The sequence below is a fragment of the Methanosarcina soligelidi genome (assembly GCF_000744315.1).
Taxonomy (GTDB): domain Archaea; phylum Halobacteriota; class Methanosarcinia; order Methanosarcinales; family Methanosarcinaceae; genus Methanosarcina; species Methanosarcina mazei.
This window is the reverse complement of record NZ_JQLR01000001.1, coordinates 1733065-1746484: the sequence shown is the minus strand read 5'-3', so window position 1 is coordinate 1746484 and position 13420 is coordinate 1733065. Positions and strand designations below refer to the sequence as shown.

Annotated in this window: 13 protein-coding genes and 1 pseudogene; 10 read left to right on the top strand and 4 right to left on the bottom strand. The window is 45.1% G+C overall.

What is annotated here, in order from left to right; translation table 11 throughout:
- Positions 1 to 34 precede the first annotated feature (34 nt).
- The 4 genes from M886_RS07715 to hisS all read right to left on the bottom strand — a co-directional run bounded on the left by M886_RS07715 (position 35) and on the right by hisS (position 3269).
- Positions 35 to 601 (bottom strand): hypothetical protein, encoded by a 567-nt coding sequence (locus M886_RS07715; RefSeq protein WP_048040917.1) that lies wholly within the window; start codon positions 599 to 601, stop codon positions 35 to 37.
- A complete protein-coding gene (locus M886_RS07710) occupies positions 576 to 1205 on the bottom strand; it encodes a hypothetical protein (protein WP_048040915.1) in 630 nt (209 codons plus the stop codon). Before M886_RS07710 ends, M886_RS07715 begins: the two co-directional genes overlap by 26 nt.
- Before the next feature lie 4 nt (positions 1206 to 1209).
- On the bottom strand, positions 1210 to 1548 hold the full coding sequence (locus M886_RS19095; RefSeq protein ID WP_230624997.1) for a hypothetical protein: 339 nt from the start codon (positions 1546 to 1548) through the stop codon (positions 1210 to 1212).
- 485 nt (positions 1549 to 2033) lie between these two features.
- The gene (gene hisS, locus M886_RS07700) at positions 2034 to 3269 is read right to left on the bottom strand and encodes a histidine--tRNA ligase (RefSeq protein WP_048050977.1); all 1236 of its coding nucleotides are present in this window, start codon (positions 3267 to 3269) and stop codon (positions 2034 to 2036) included.
- A gap of 500 nt (positions 3270 to 3769) precedes the next feature.
- Here hisS and cobD point away from each other — a divergent pair, with 500 nt between their 5' ends.
- The 10 genes and pseudogenes from cobD (at position 3770) to mtbB (ending at position 13352) form a co-directional block, all read left to right on the top strand.
- Positions 3770 to 5260 carry a threonine-phosphate decarboxylase CobD gene (gene cobD, locus M886_RS07695; RefSeq protein ID WP_015412284.1) on the top strand — a complete coding sequence of 497 codons (1491 nt, stop codon included), beginning with the start codon at positions 3770 to 3772 and terminating at the stop codon, positions 5258 to 5260.
- Positions 5257 to 6243 (top strand): cobalamin biosynthesis protein, encoded by a 987-nt coding sequence (locus M886_RS07690; RefSeq protein WP_011033991.1) that lies wholly within the window; start codon positions 5257 to 5259, stop codon positions 6241 to 6243. Before cobD ends, M886_RS07690 begins: the two co-directional genes overlap by 4 nt.
- 342 nt (positions 6244 to 6585) lie before the next feature.
- Positions 6586 to 7128: an alpha-ribazole phosphatase CobZ gene (gene cobZ / locus M886_RS07685; protein ID WP_011033990.1), complete on the top strand. Its 543-nt coding sequence runs from the start codon at positions 6586 to 6588 to the stop codon at positions 7126 to 7128.
- Between the two features lie 17 nt (positions 7129 to 7145).
- The gene (gene cobS / locus M886_RS07680; protein ID WP_048050976.1) at positions 7146 to 7988 is read left to right on the top strand and encodes an adenosylcobinamide-GDP ribazoletransferase; all 843 of its coding nucleotides are present in this window, start codon (positions 7146 to 7148) and stop codon (positions 7986 to 7988) included.
- Positions 7973 to 8584 (top strand): NTP transferase domain-containing protein, encoded by a 612-nt coding sequence (locus M886_RS07675; RefSeq protein WP_011033988.1) that lies wholly within the window; start codon positions 7973 to 7975, stop codon positions 8582 to 8584. The genes cobS and M886_RS07675 overlap by 16 nt, the downstream gene beginning before the upstream one ends.
- Before the next feature lie 45 nt (positions 8585 to 8629).
- Positions 8630 to 9337: an ABC transporter ATP-binding protein gene (locus M886_RS07670; protein WP_011033987.1), complete on the top strand. Its 708-nt coding sequence runs from the start codon at positions 8630 to 8632 to the stop codon at positions 9335 to 9337.
- 3 nt (positions 9338 to 9340) lie between these two features.
- Positions 9341 to 10303, top strand: a complete 963-nt coding sequence (locus M886_RS07665) for a SufB/SufD family protein (protein ID WP_048050975.1) — start codon at positions 9341 to 9343, stop codon at positions 10301 to 10303.
- A gap of 118 nt (positions 10304 to 10421) precedes the next feature.
- Positions 10422 to 10784, top strand: a complete 363-nt coding sequence (locus M886_RS07660; protein ID WP_011033985.1) for a hypothetical protein — start codon at positions 10422 to 10424, stop codon at positions 10782 to 10784.
- Between the two features lie 504 nt (positions 10785 to 11288).
- Positions 11289 to 11939: a dimethylamine corrinoid protein MtbC gene (mtbC, locus tag M886_RS07655; protein ID WP_048039968.1), complete on the top strand. Its 651-nt coding sequence runs from the start codon at positions 11289 to 11291 to the stop codon at positions 11937 to 11939.
- Positions 11940 to 11945: 6 nt separating this feature from the next.
- Positions 11946 to 13352, top strand: a pseudogene (gene mtbB, locus M886_RS07650) ([dimethylamine--corrinoid protein] Co-methyltransferase).
- Positions 13353 to 13420: the final 68 nt, after the last annotated feature.

Below are 13420 nucleotides of genomic sequence, written 5' to 3'. Positions count from 1 at the left end.
TTCCTGCATTTGATAAGCTCCGGACTCATCTGCATTACATCCAGGGGGTTTTATAAAGAACGACAGTAAGGGTTCCCGGGACCGTTTCTGCTGAATTCAGCTCGATTACAACCGGCACTGAAGCCGCAACTTTTTCCTGTTTTCCCATGAGATAGCCTGTTTCGACAATTTCAGAATTTATAATCCAATCCCACTGCCCGTTTTCTGTCCGGATCTCGACCAGAAATGGGTAATTTCCTGAAAATGCTGCAAAAAATGTCTCTCTTTCATCAAACCCTTCGGGGCATGAAAGCCTGTCAAGAGCTGATGCAGAAAGTACACCCGGATTCTCGGCTTTCAGGACAGATGCTTCTGCTACGGTACCTGCAAGAAGAGAAGCACTTTCATAATTTTCAAGCGCAAATGAGCGGTCTTCGTATCCCAGATATGCTTTTGAAAGAAGAGCTGCAAGGACAACGAAACCTATAACAGCGAGAGCTGTGGCAATGAGATCAGAATGGGGTTCAAGGACTCCCTTTTCATCCCGCAGAATTGAATCTTTACGCTTTACAAAATGTTTTACAGGCTCTATCCACTTATTGATAAACGAGAATATATTCAAAAGCAGAAACCCCCCCACTGCCCTTAATATAAACATGTTCTTTTCTTATTGAGATATTATCATCCGCTTTCAGCACAGCCTCTCCGGTTCCGGAAACCCTGAGAAATTCAGAAATTTCCTGAAAATCAGCCGAAAGCGGATACCCTTCGCTGCCGTCGCTTCCAAACCTTGTGTACAGTTTCCCCCTGAGTTCGGACTCATTGAAAGGCAGCACCCTGAATGTAAAGGGCCTTACAGCAGTGAAAATTTCTCCACCCGATTCTCCCTTTAAACAGACATATTCCCCTGATACATAGACCTCTATATTTTCTCTGAAAGGAGAGGAAAAAAAGACTTCGTTTTCATCAAAACGATAAGAGATCTCCTGGTTGTCCTCCGGAAAACTCTCTGCTCCGGCTCCATCTACTGCGGCTTTAAAATCCCTTGCAAGAAAATCCAGCTCTTCCTGTGCTTCAAGATCTTTAAAACCCGCAGCCAGCTGAAAAAGGGCTGCAAAAAAGACTATACTGGATAGAACCAGTGCAGCTTTTGAGATTAAAAAGTCAGCCCATGCAGACTCATCTGCTGAAATCTCCTTTGTTGCGCAGGTCTTTCCCGATTTCATCTTCTCAATCAGCCCCTGTTTCGGATATCAGGACAAAAAGCCTGCCTGATTCCGAATCAATTTTTGTAATAAGAAGCAACCTGTGTCTGCCCGGACCAAAAGATACGGGCCCGTTTAGCTCAGAGTTCGAAAAAGAAACAGCTGCGGGATAAAGTTTTGATTTTCCTTCAACAGTGATGCCATAGTTATCCGCATCCTCAGGCCAGTTGCCTTCCTGTCCCGGCAAAGCCCCAAAGATGACCGATGCCCTCTGAGGTACGTTTATTTCAAGGGCAAGCTCACTGCCTTCTCCGCGTATAGAGAGCTGTTCGGCAGCAGCTATTACTTTTGAAACCTCACCCATGGTTTCCCGCTCCTCTACTCCTTCCAGAAAGCCGGAGACAGAGACAGAAGAGATCAGCAGGAGTACAGCAAAAAGAATTCCTGTAACCGTGAGCCTGAAGGGAAGCCCACAAACTGCGGACTCCTCAGCTCCGATCTGACATGCTATCTGACATGCTAATACTCTCGCTTTTCCCGCCGTAATTTCCCCCCAGAAATCCAGATTGTAAAAAAACTAAGTAATTAATTATAACAAAAATTACACAGTTTGTATATAAAAAGATTACTTTTACTAGAAACAATGCGATTTGATAAATAAAATTTAGAGGAATAAGATATAGTTTACAAACTGATAGTATGTGAGAATAAAAAAATCTACGAGGAAAGAGAGAAGAGAAAAAATAAGAGAGTAGGAAGAGAAAAGAGAAAGGAGAGTGGAATGAAAAAAGGGAAAAAGAGAAAAGAAAATTATCGGTTTTAGAATTATCGGTTTTAGAATTATCGGTTTTATTGCCCTGAAATTTTCCCTGTGATTTCTTCCAGCGTCAAAAGCTCCTGTTCTCCGGAAACCATATCCCTGAGAGTCAGTTTTCCAGCTTCAAGTTCTTTTTCCCCTACAATTATCACATAGTCAGCATTGATGGTGTTTGCATAGGAGAGCTGTGCCTTAAAGTTGCGCTCCATAAGGTCTATCTGGACTGGCAGGTAGTTCCTCAATTCTGTCGCAACTTTTACAGCTTCCAGGTGAGTATCGGGTTTTGAGACCACCACAAGACTTTTCTGTGCAGGAGGTACGAGAGGGCAGATCTCCATTATCCTGTCAAAGCCGATTCCGAAGCCTGTAGAAGGCACATCTCCGCCCCCAAAGAGCTGGATAAGCTGGTAAGAGCCGCCTCCACAGACCTGCTTCTGGGCACCGAGTCCTTCGGCGTAGACCTCAAAAACCATGCCTGTATAATAATCAAGCCCGCGGGCAATTCCAAAGTCAAGAGAGTAATCGACTCCGTATGCATCAAGAAGCTTGAGGGTCTTCTCAAAGCTCACGAGCTCAGGAATGTTTCCGACTATTCCTTTTACTTCAGGGAGGATGTACTTGCCTTGAAGGTGTATAAGACGGAAGAGGTCGGACTTCAACTGTTCTTCTGCCCCTATCTCATAAAGCAGAGCTGCAAGACCTGCATACTCTTTCTTGTCCACAAGCCTCATGACATTGCTCACAATCTCGGGTTCAAGCCCTTTCAAAAGCGTGCGGATCACTGCAAGGTTTCCGAGCTTCATGTCCCCCTTTATGCCCACCGCTTTCAGAAGAGCACTGGCAAGGGCAATAACCTCGGCATCGGAGTCGGATTTCCCGCTCCCTATGAGTTCGACCCCGAACTGCCAGAACTCTCTGAAGCGGCCTTTCTGGGGGCGTTCGTAGCGGAAACAATTCTCGAAGTAGAACAGTTTAAGAGGTTTGGGGAAAGGCTGGAGTTCATTAACGTAAAACCTCATCACAGGAGCCGTAAGCTCCGGCCTGAGGGTCATTTCCCTCCCCCCTTTATCCGTGAAGTTATAGAGCTCCCCTATAATTCCTTCCCCGGACTTAAGGGTAAAAAGGTCCAGATGTTCAAACGTGGGCGTAATGATTTCACTGTAGCCCCAGTTGAGGACAACATTTCGCATAACGCTTTCCACGTACCTTCTCCGGGCAGTATCTGCGGGTAAAAAATCCCGGGTCCCTCTTGGCCTGTTGACTGACATTTTTTAATACACCTGGTATAATCGAATTTAGAGAAATATAAAATATGTATCAAATATAGAATTATTCTGAAAGAATATTCCGCTGAATACATGGAGTTTGTCTGGGTAAATAACTCTTGCATCCAGTAACTTTATACATTCCACAAAAGTATATAAACTCCTGTAAACAGCCTGTATACATGTAAGTGCAGGGATTTTTTCTGCTCATTACAGCTTTTCTGGATGGTAGTAAAAAGCAAGCTATTTTACTTTTTCGTTATTTATGCTTAACAAAGTGAAAATATGCGTACTATGCATATGATTGAGACTGGGAAACCGGCTGGAAAAGAACTTTAAAAAACAGATTAAATATAATTATTTTGTAAAATAAAGTAGAATGGATTCCATGAGAGAAAGTTTTCGCAATCAAATAACCATAAAGCAAATAAAGGCATGTTTGCACGAGCTAATATAATAAACAACTTAATATACAGGCTTCACGCTAAATATTTGCGATCAACGTGTCAGAGCAAAGAAGTGTACCTTTAAGGGAGCATCTGCTGGCCCTGAAGCCCTGCAGACATGGAGGGCTAATCCAGGAAACTTCGGAGACGTACGGGATCCCCGAAAACGAAATCCTCGACTTCAGTGCAAACTTTAACCCACTGGGAAGTCCCTTTGACTATCCGGAAAACGGGCTAAACTTTGAAGATATTATCAAGAAGAGTTGTGGAAAACTCCTGGAATACCCTGATAACAGGTATGTAGAGTTCAGGGAAGCTGCTGCAAGGTTTGTAGGACTTGGAGTAACACCGCAGAGCATTGTTCCTGGGAACGGTTCAACGGAAATAGTAAGGCTGGTAGTCGAATCCGTGATAGAAAAGGGAGATAAAGTCCTTTTACCCTGGCCTACTTTCGGAGAATACGAAATGCAGTGCCGGATCACAGGAGCTGAACCCGTATGTCCTTCACAGGAAGAAGTAAATACACTCCCTGATGAGGTGCTGGAAGAAGCAAAAATCCTTTTTATCTGTAATCCTAACAACCCCACAGGAAAACTCCGCACCAGGGAAGAACTTAAAGTCCTTGCGGAACGCTGCAGAGAACATAAGACCCTCCTCTATGTGGATGAAGCTTTCATAGAGCTTTCAGACCCTTCACAGAGTGTTGCAGACCTTCCTGCAGAAAATAATTATGTTTTTGTCATGCGTTCCCTTACAAAAGACTTTGCAATTCCCGGAATCAGAATGGGCTTCGGAATAGCTCCTCCGGCTATGGCTGATATACTTAACACAGCAAGGCTGTCCTGGAACCTGGGAGCTATTGCAAACAATACAGGAATTGCGCTTCTTAATATCGAAGGCGGAATTGACAGCCCTTACCTGAAAAAAGCAAGAGAAATGATACTCAAAGAAGGAGAAACCCTCAAAGCCAAAATCGACAGGATAAGGGGTTTTGAAGCCGGAGAAGTGAATGTTAACTTCATACTGGTTGATGTAAGCAAGTTCATGCTTAATTCAAGCGAATTAACTGCACGCCTTGCAGCACGAGGAGTCCTTGTCCGGGACTGTGTTTCTTTCCACGGCCTTGAAAAGAATTACATAAGGGTTGCAGTCAGGACAGAAAAAGAAAACGACAGGCTCATTGCTGCAATCGGGGACGTTATCACTGAATGGGGCAGAGAACAGGCAAAGAACGAACTGCAGCACGTAATCGAAAAAGCCAGTGAAGAAGGCATCGGAGGCAGAAAGACCTGCGAATACTATCCGTGCCATTTCGAAGGCCAGAACTGCACATTCTGCTTCTGTCCGTTTTACCCCTGTGAAAACGAAAAAACCGGAGGGAAATGGATACAGAGTTCAAGAGGAGGCAGGGTATGGAGTTGCGTTGACTGCCACCTTGTCCATAAAAAGGAGATAGCCCAGAAAATCCTTGACTGCCTTATGCACGAAGGGGATACTGACGAACTCGTAAAAGTAGCCTGGAAAGAAGTGATGGAGCCTATCTTATGATCATACCGGACAGCGGGCACCTCGCTCTGGTACTTCTGCTAGCTGCAGTCATAGACATAGTTTTCGGGGAACCTCCTGCTGCTGTCCACCCGGTCGTCTGGATAGGAAAACTTATCAGCTTTTTGAAAAATGCAGCCCCAAAAAACCACAGAAAACTTTACGGTACTGCAATGGCTCTCTTCTGCGTTTTATTTGCGTCATTGCTCGGGTATTCAGTCCTTTACATTGCAGCCCTCCCCGGAATTCCGGGATTTTTAGCCCTTCTTATAGAAGCTTATTTCCTCAAAGCTACCTTTGCAATCAACTGCCTTCTGAGCCCCGCGAGGGAGATTTATAAACACCTTGAGGAAAACAGGCTGGAAAAAGTAAGGGAACTGCTTCCCATTTACGTGAGCCGGAACACATCCAAACTGACAAAAAACCAGATGTCCTCGGCAGTTGTGGAATCAGTATCGGAAAATTATGTGGACGGCATATTGAGCCCGATATTTTATTATGCAGTCTTTGGGGAATACGGGCTTGTAGCAGCGTATGCATTTAAAGCCATAAGCACGCTGGACTCAATGGTAGGGTACAAAACCGAGCCCTATAAGGAACTGGGATACTTCTCAGCAAAATCCGATGACGTGCTGAACTGGATCCCTGCCCGGATCTCAGTTATCTTTATCCTTGCAGCAGCCTTTACAGTATCTTTATTCCCTAAAAAAGGAAGAAAAATCAATCCTTTTGACAGCGTAAAGACGGCACTCAAAGACGGAATGAAGACCCCCTCCCCCAATTCCGGTTATCCCATGGCTGCAACCGCCGGAGCCCTGGGAGTCAAACTTGAAAAACCCAACACTTATGTTCTGGGAGCCTCGTACCCACCCACCGAGATAAAAGATATAAAACGGGTGTCCCAATTAATAGCAATTGCTTCAGGCTTCTCACTCGTCGCTTTTGTGGCAGTGATCCGGATGGCGGGCATCTATCTTCACCCCTGAAAAATAGATTTACTCCAGATCATTTATTTTTGATCAATAAACGTAAATCCTCAATTACCCTATTAAAACCCGTTAATTCAACCCTTTATGCTGGAAGATATTAATTTAGAATCTCAGTCAACCTTGTAATCCGGAGTTTTATTCGCAGCCCGGGGCAGAGAAAGCTGAGTGTGCCCGGCAGGTGGTGCCGGGACATTTGTACTATCATATTTACCTGTACAGAAGCTTGAAACCAGGTTTAAGCCCGGATTTTTGTTTTAAGCTTAACTGTATTAAGAACAACCGTTTTAAGAATTTAAAAACCCCTGAAATAACCGTTTTGACAACCCCGGAGTGATCAGTTTGAAGTTATCAGATATTGAGGAAAGAGACCTTAAAAAAGGGCAGCCTGAAAATATAGAGGAAAAAGCTACCATTGATATCCTTGATGTCCTGGCTGAAGAGGGCATAAGTGTCCAGGACCTTGCAGATACGGCTCTCGAAATGTATGTCCCTCACCCTGGACTTGAGACAAGGGAAAAAGCTGAAGCTCTGTTTAAAAGAGAACTCAAATTCGCTCTTTCTGACCCCAATCTCTGCCTTTTGATTTACACAGGGGTCCTGCTTGAGAGAGAGGGAAAAGCCGGAAACCTTCCTAACCTCAGCAAAAAGTCTTACGAAAAAGACCTGACGTTTATAATTGCGGACGAAGTGCTCGGCACAAGCATAGCAACCTACATCAGCGGCTCCAAAGGTGCATTCGAGTTCGTCAGGTACGATAAGCAAAAACCCGGGATTCTTGCAAACCTGGGACCTTTTATGGACGATGTCATAGGAGGCCTCATAGGAGGGGTGTCCTCCAATATGTATTCAAGAGGGATGGCAGAGTTTGAAAGAAAAGACTGAAAAACAGGCGGTACATAATGAATTCATATTTACTTGCATTTAAGTCAGGTTTTGGTTTTCTGTCCACGATCCCTGTAGGAATTACTATGGAAGGGATCGATGAGCTCATGAAAAAGATTTTTTTTTACCCTGTAGTTGGAGCCGTTCTCGGGCTTCTAATAGGGATAGTTGCATATGCGGGACAGCTGGTATTTCCGGGTCCTGTTCTGGCAGCTCTTATTATGGGGTTCGTATATTACATCACAGGCTTTAACCATCTCGATGGAGTCACGGACATGGGAGACGGATTTATGGCCCATGGATCCCTTGAGAAAAAAGTCAAAGCCCTTAAAGACACAACCCTCGGGACAGGAGGGGTTGCTTTTGGCATACTTGTACTGCTTACCTTTTACGGCTCTATAAGGTCAGTCCAGGAAGAAGGAATTGCTGCATTTGGCTCTAATCTTCCGTTCCTGATGTTCGCATCCATGTTTATAGCGGAAGTCAGCGCCAAGCAGTCCATGTTAACAATTGCAGCTTTTGGAAAACCACTTCCACGGCCGAAGGAACAAACTTATCCTGGCCTCGGGGAGATGACAATAAACGGAGCAACCAGGAAAAATTTTCTTATAGGATTTATTTTCGGTGCGGTTGTATGCTGCCTGCCCTTTGGACTGATAGGGCTTATTCCATACCTGGCAGCATGCATCTCTGCTCTCGTACTCCTTAACAGGAGTTATGCACACTTTGGTGGCTTGAACGGTGACGGAATCGGTACAGCCAACGAGATTGGGAGGATAACTGCCCTGATTGTAATTGCAGTTACCCTTAAACTTTCATTAAATGGATACCTTGGAGGTTTAGAATGGACGCTATTGTAATGGCAGGAGGGTTCGGGCAGAGGCTTGGTATGGGGGAAAAGCCCTGCGTAGAATTGCTCGGAAAGCCGCTTATTACCTATGTAATAGATAACCTTAGAGCTTCAAAAAATATAGACCGGGTTTTCGTAGCGGTCTCGCCTGTTACCCCGAAAACCGAAATTATGATTCAAGAACGTTATAAGGGAGAGGTACAGGTAATCAGGACATTCGGCGGAAACTATGTGGGAGACATGATTCACGCAGTAGAGACTTCAAATACTGCAGGCCCGGTAATGATCATCATGTCCGACCTGCCGCTGGTGAATCCTGACCTTATTGATTCGGTGATAGAGAAATACAGGGAAGAAGGAAAACCTGCACTTTCCGTTTATGTCCCTATCAATGTCTGCAGAGGAACCGGGACCAGGCCTGACACAGTATTTAATAAGGACGGAAAACTCATCGTGCCTGCTGGAGTTAATATCCTTGACAGTTCTCAAATCAGGAAAGAACAGGAAGACTTTAATCTCATACTTGATAATCCCAGACTAGCAATAAACGTAAATACCGTTAAAGACCTGCAGCGCTGCAAGGATTTACTGCAGTGCTCCAACTAAAATTTGCTAGAGGTGTCATAGATTCTATCCTTAAAAAACCTGATATTGAGCCGCGATGGGAAAAAAATTCTTCGTGGTATTAACCTTGAGGTAGGTGACCGTGAAATCCACAGCATCATAGGCGCAAATGGTGCAGGAAAAAGTACACTTGCCTACACCCTGATGGGGCTCCAGGGTTATGAACACGAGGAGGGCAACATCATTTTTAACGGGGAAGATGTTGCAGCTCTCTCAATAACCGAACGTGCAAGAAAAGGCATAACCCTTGCCTGGCAGGAGCCAGCCCGCTTTGAAGGGCTGAAAGTCAGGGATTACCTTGCTATAGGGGCAAAAGGCAACGGCGGCATCACGGAAAAAGAAATAAAGGAAGCCCTCAGAAAAGTCGACCTGAAGCCCGAGAAATACCTTAACAGGGAAGTGGGCGAAGCGCTGAGCGGAGGCGAAAGGAAGCGTATAGAACTTGCCTCCATAATTACCATGAAGCCGAAACTTGCAATCCTTGATGAGCCGGACTCCGGGATTGACGTGGTCTCATTAAAAGAAATTGTTTCACTCATCCAGACTCTTAAAGAAAACGGCTCATCAGTGCTAGTTATTACACACAGGGAAGAAATAGCAGCAGCCTCAGATAAAGCGTCCCTGATGTGCGAAGGGGTCATCCTCAGGAGCGGAGACCCCCTGGAAATTAGCGAATTTTTCAAAAACAGATGTATACCCTGTGACAGCCGGGTATCTCCCACCAAGGTGGTCTGAAAAATGACTCCGATTACATTGAATACGCTTTCAAGAGAAGCAGAAGATATAACAGCAGCTTACACAGCAGCGGGAGGAGATGCTGCAGTCCTGCATAACCATGGGCTCTCGAGCCTTGTGGTAAGCGGAAATAAAGTGCTCAGCGCAAATGCGACTGAAGGCATAGTGCTTGAGAAAAAAGAGACCGAACACGGCGTGGACATTAAACTGACCATTAAAAAAGGTTATAAGATCCCCCTGCCTGTCCACCTCTGCTTCGGGCTGGTCCCAAAAGACGGGCTTCAGGAAATCAAAATGGACTTCGTAGCTGAAGAAGAATCCGCTGTCGAGCTTATAGCCCACTGCACCTTCCCCAATGCTGAAAAAGTTATCCACAAAATGGATGCCGAGATGATTATAGGAAAGAATGCAGCCCTGAAATACACAGAGACGCATTTCCACGGCCCTCACGGCGGGATTCAGGTTTTACCTAAAGCCCACATAAAAATCGAAGAAGGAGGCAGCTATTACACGAATTTTTCCCTGGTCTCGGGCAGGGTAGGGTATCTGGAATTTGATTACAGCGTGGATGCAGAGAAAGACTCGATATGTGAAATGGTAACCAAAGTCTACGGAAAAGCGGACGATAAAATAAAGGTTCTGGAGAGAATCTCCCTTAACGGGGAAAATGCACGCAGTGTTATTAAAAGCCGTATTGCCATAACCGATAATGCAGAATCAGTTTTCAGAGGGATCACCGAAGGTCATGCCCCAAGAGCCCGCGGGCATGTCGACTGCATGGAAGTTATCCAGGGCAATGCTAAAGCCGAAGCTGTGCCAATTGTCCGTGTAGACAACCCTCTTGCCAAGGTCACACATGAAGCAGCTATTGGCTGTGTGGACAAAAAAGAAGTGGAAACTCTTATGGCACGCGGGCTTGAAGAGGACGATGCAATAGATATTATAGTAAAGGGAATGCTGGCCTGAATCTGCCACTTATTCCTTTTTTATTTCAACCGCTGCCCTGATAAGCAGATGTTTTTATTCATATGCAGCGAATTATCAGGGAAATTCAAAGATTTCTATAGGGATGGAGGTTGAAAGTTTGGGTGAAGTAGTCATTCTTGAGAAAAAATATTCGGAAAAAAACCTGCAGCTCATAACCGGGAAAAAAGACATATGTGTGCATACTGAGGATATCCCTGAAGAAATGTTGCTTTTAAGCGAAGTAATAGAAGACCCCAGAAAACTGCCTTACATGCTGGAAACCTTTCATACTGCGCAGATAAAAAATGAAAAAGCTTTTCATTTCGCCCTGCTCAGGGTCCAGGTAGATTCGGATATAAGGATGCACGAGGATATTCAGAAATACCAGCAGAGAAAGTATGTAGCCGAAACCCTTGAGAAACTGCTCTACGGGGAACTTATGCTTTCAGTAGGAGAAAACTCAGGGATAGACGATGACTGAGAACATCTCAGTCAAAGATCATTTATTTAACTAATTTTTCATCTTCCGTACCTGCTGCCGGGCAATTAACAGCCTGAAACACTTTATCATGCTTGAAACACTTTTTCATATTAGTGCTTATAAGGGACTATGGCAAGAACCGGTATACCTGCACCTGCAACGGTATACTTTCACCTTTTATTTTCTATTTTATACATCATGAGCTTCACAGAAATCTCATATTTCAGTCCGGAAAATTCCTGATGTTTGAGAAATATGGGATAGATTTAATAATTTCTATCGGATAGTAATATTTAATTAAAAAACATTAAACAAAATGTCTTGATCAGAAAAAAGATACTTGACAGATTTTCGCAGGATTACACCTCGGAGAGGAGTGCATAAAAATATCCCGGATATCGGCTTTTCTGAAAAAGTGTTTTATTTTTATATAGTGAGTAAGGGATTTTCTGGGCGTGAAGCATTTATCCTGTTTTCAAATATGGCATGAAATGGGGGTTGAGAATGACAAGCGAAGAGGAGTTACTTCAGGAGCTTTCGGAAGCAATAATCTCCTGTAAAAAGGATGCAGTACTCGCTGCAGTTGAAAAAGCAAAGCAGGTTATGGAGCCTGCGGAAATAATCGAAAAAGGGCTTGCTGCCGGCATGAACCAGGTGGGAGTTTTATTTGAGAGAGGGAAACTTTTCCTGCCGCATGTAATGATGGCAGCCGATGCGATGACTGCCGGAGTCAAAGTCCTTGAAGCGGATATGCCTGCAGGTACCGGGACAAAGAAACTTGGGGTTATTGTAAATGGGACAGTTGAAGGAGACGTTCATGACATAGGGAAATCAATCGTCTCAACAATGCTGCAGTCTGCAGGCTTTGAAGTCCACGACATAGGCAGGGACGTCCCTATAAAGAACTTTGTCGAGAAAGCAAAAGAAGTCAATGCAAACATGATAGGGATCTCCGCGCTTATGACCACAACCCTGCAGGGCCAGAGAGAGGTTATTGAACTCCTTAAAGAAGAAGGCATGAGGGAGAAGGTGAAAGTGATGGTAGGCGGTGCCCCTGCAACCCGGGCATGGGCTGACAAAATAGGCGCGGACTGTTATGCAGAAAACGCAAGCGAAGCTGTAGCAAAGGCAAAAGAACTGCTTGTGAGGAAGTGAAAAGAAATGGCAACTGAATATGCTTTGAGAATGGGAGACGGAAAGAGGGTTTTCCTTGCCAGGGAAAAAATTATGGAGGAGATTGAGGCAGGTACTGCAAATGCTGCAGATCTTGGTGAGATCCCTGCCCTCAGTGCTGATGAAATGAATAAGCTTGCAGAAATCCTTATGATGCCCGGCAAAGCCGTCAGTGTCGAGCATGGTATGGAAATCCCTGTGACTCATGACATCGGTACAATCCGGCTTGACGGTGACCAGGGCAACAGCGGTGTGGGGATCCCTTCCAGCCGTCTTGTAGGGTGCATGATGCACGAAAGGGCATTTGGCGCTGACACAATGGAACTCGGCCACATTGACTACAGTTTCAAGCCGGTAAAACCAGTTGTTGCAAACGAGTGCCAGGCAATGGAAGTCTGCCAGCAGAATATGATCATACCGCTCTTTTACGGTGCAATGCCGAACATGGGGCTGTACTACACTCCTGACGGACCTTTCGAAAACCCCGGCGACCTCATGAAAGCTTTTAAGATTCAGGAAGCCTGGGACTCCATGGAGCACGCAGCCGAACACCTTACAAGGGATACGATCTGGATAATGCAGAAGCTCTTTGCTTCAGGCGCAGACGGCGTTAACTTTGACACAACTGCTGCCGCAGGGGATGGAGATTTTTATGGGACTCTTCACGCAATTGAGGCTCTGAGAAAAGAGTTCCCTGAGATGTACATCGAAGCCGGAATGGCAGGTGAGATGGTACTTGGAATGCACGGAAACCTTCAGTATGATGGAGTTACCCTTGCGGGGCTCTGGCCACACCAGCAGGCTCCACTTGTTGCGAAAGCGGGTGCAAATGTTTTCGGGCCTGTTGTCAATACAAACACAAGCAAGACCTCTCCATGGAACCTTGCACGCGCAGTGACTTTCATAAAAGAAGCTGTAAAAGTGTCTTCCCTGCCCTGCCATGTTGACATGGGTATGGGAGTAGGCGGGATACCCATGCTTGAAACTCCCCCGATTGATGCCGTCACAAGGGCAAGCAAGGCAATGGTTGAGATTGCAGGCGTAGACGGCATATAGATCGGGGTCGGCGACCCTCTGGGTATGCCGATCTCCCACATAATGGCTTCAGGTATGACAGGAATGAGAGCAGCAGGAGACCTTGTTGCAAGGATGCAGTTCTCAAAGAACATGAAGATTAAAGAGGCAAAGGAGTACGTGGCAAAGAAGCTTAATGTAGAAACCAGGGACCTTGCGGATGAATACGTTATGCGTGAACTCCGTGAAGAACTAAATATAGGAGTTATTACCTCGGTTCCGGGATCTGCAAAGGGAATTGCTGCAAAAATGAATATTGAGAGGCTGCTCGGTATTAAGATTAACTCATGTGAACTCTTTAGAAAACAGACCGGAAAATAACCCAGAGGTCAAGAACAAAAAGGAAAGTATGGAAAAAAACCGGAAGTAACCCGGGTCAGGAAAAAGGA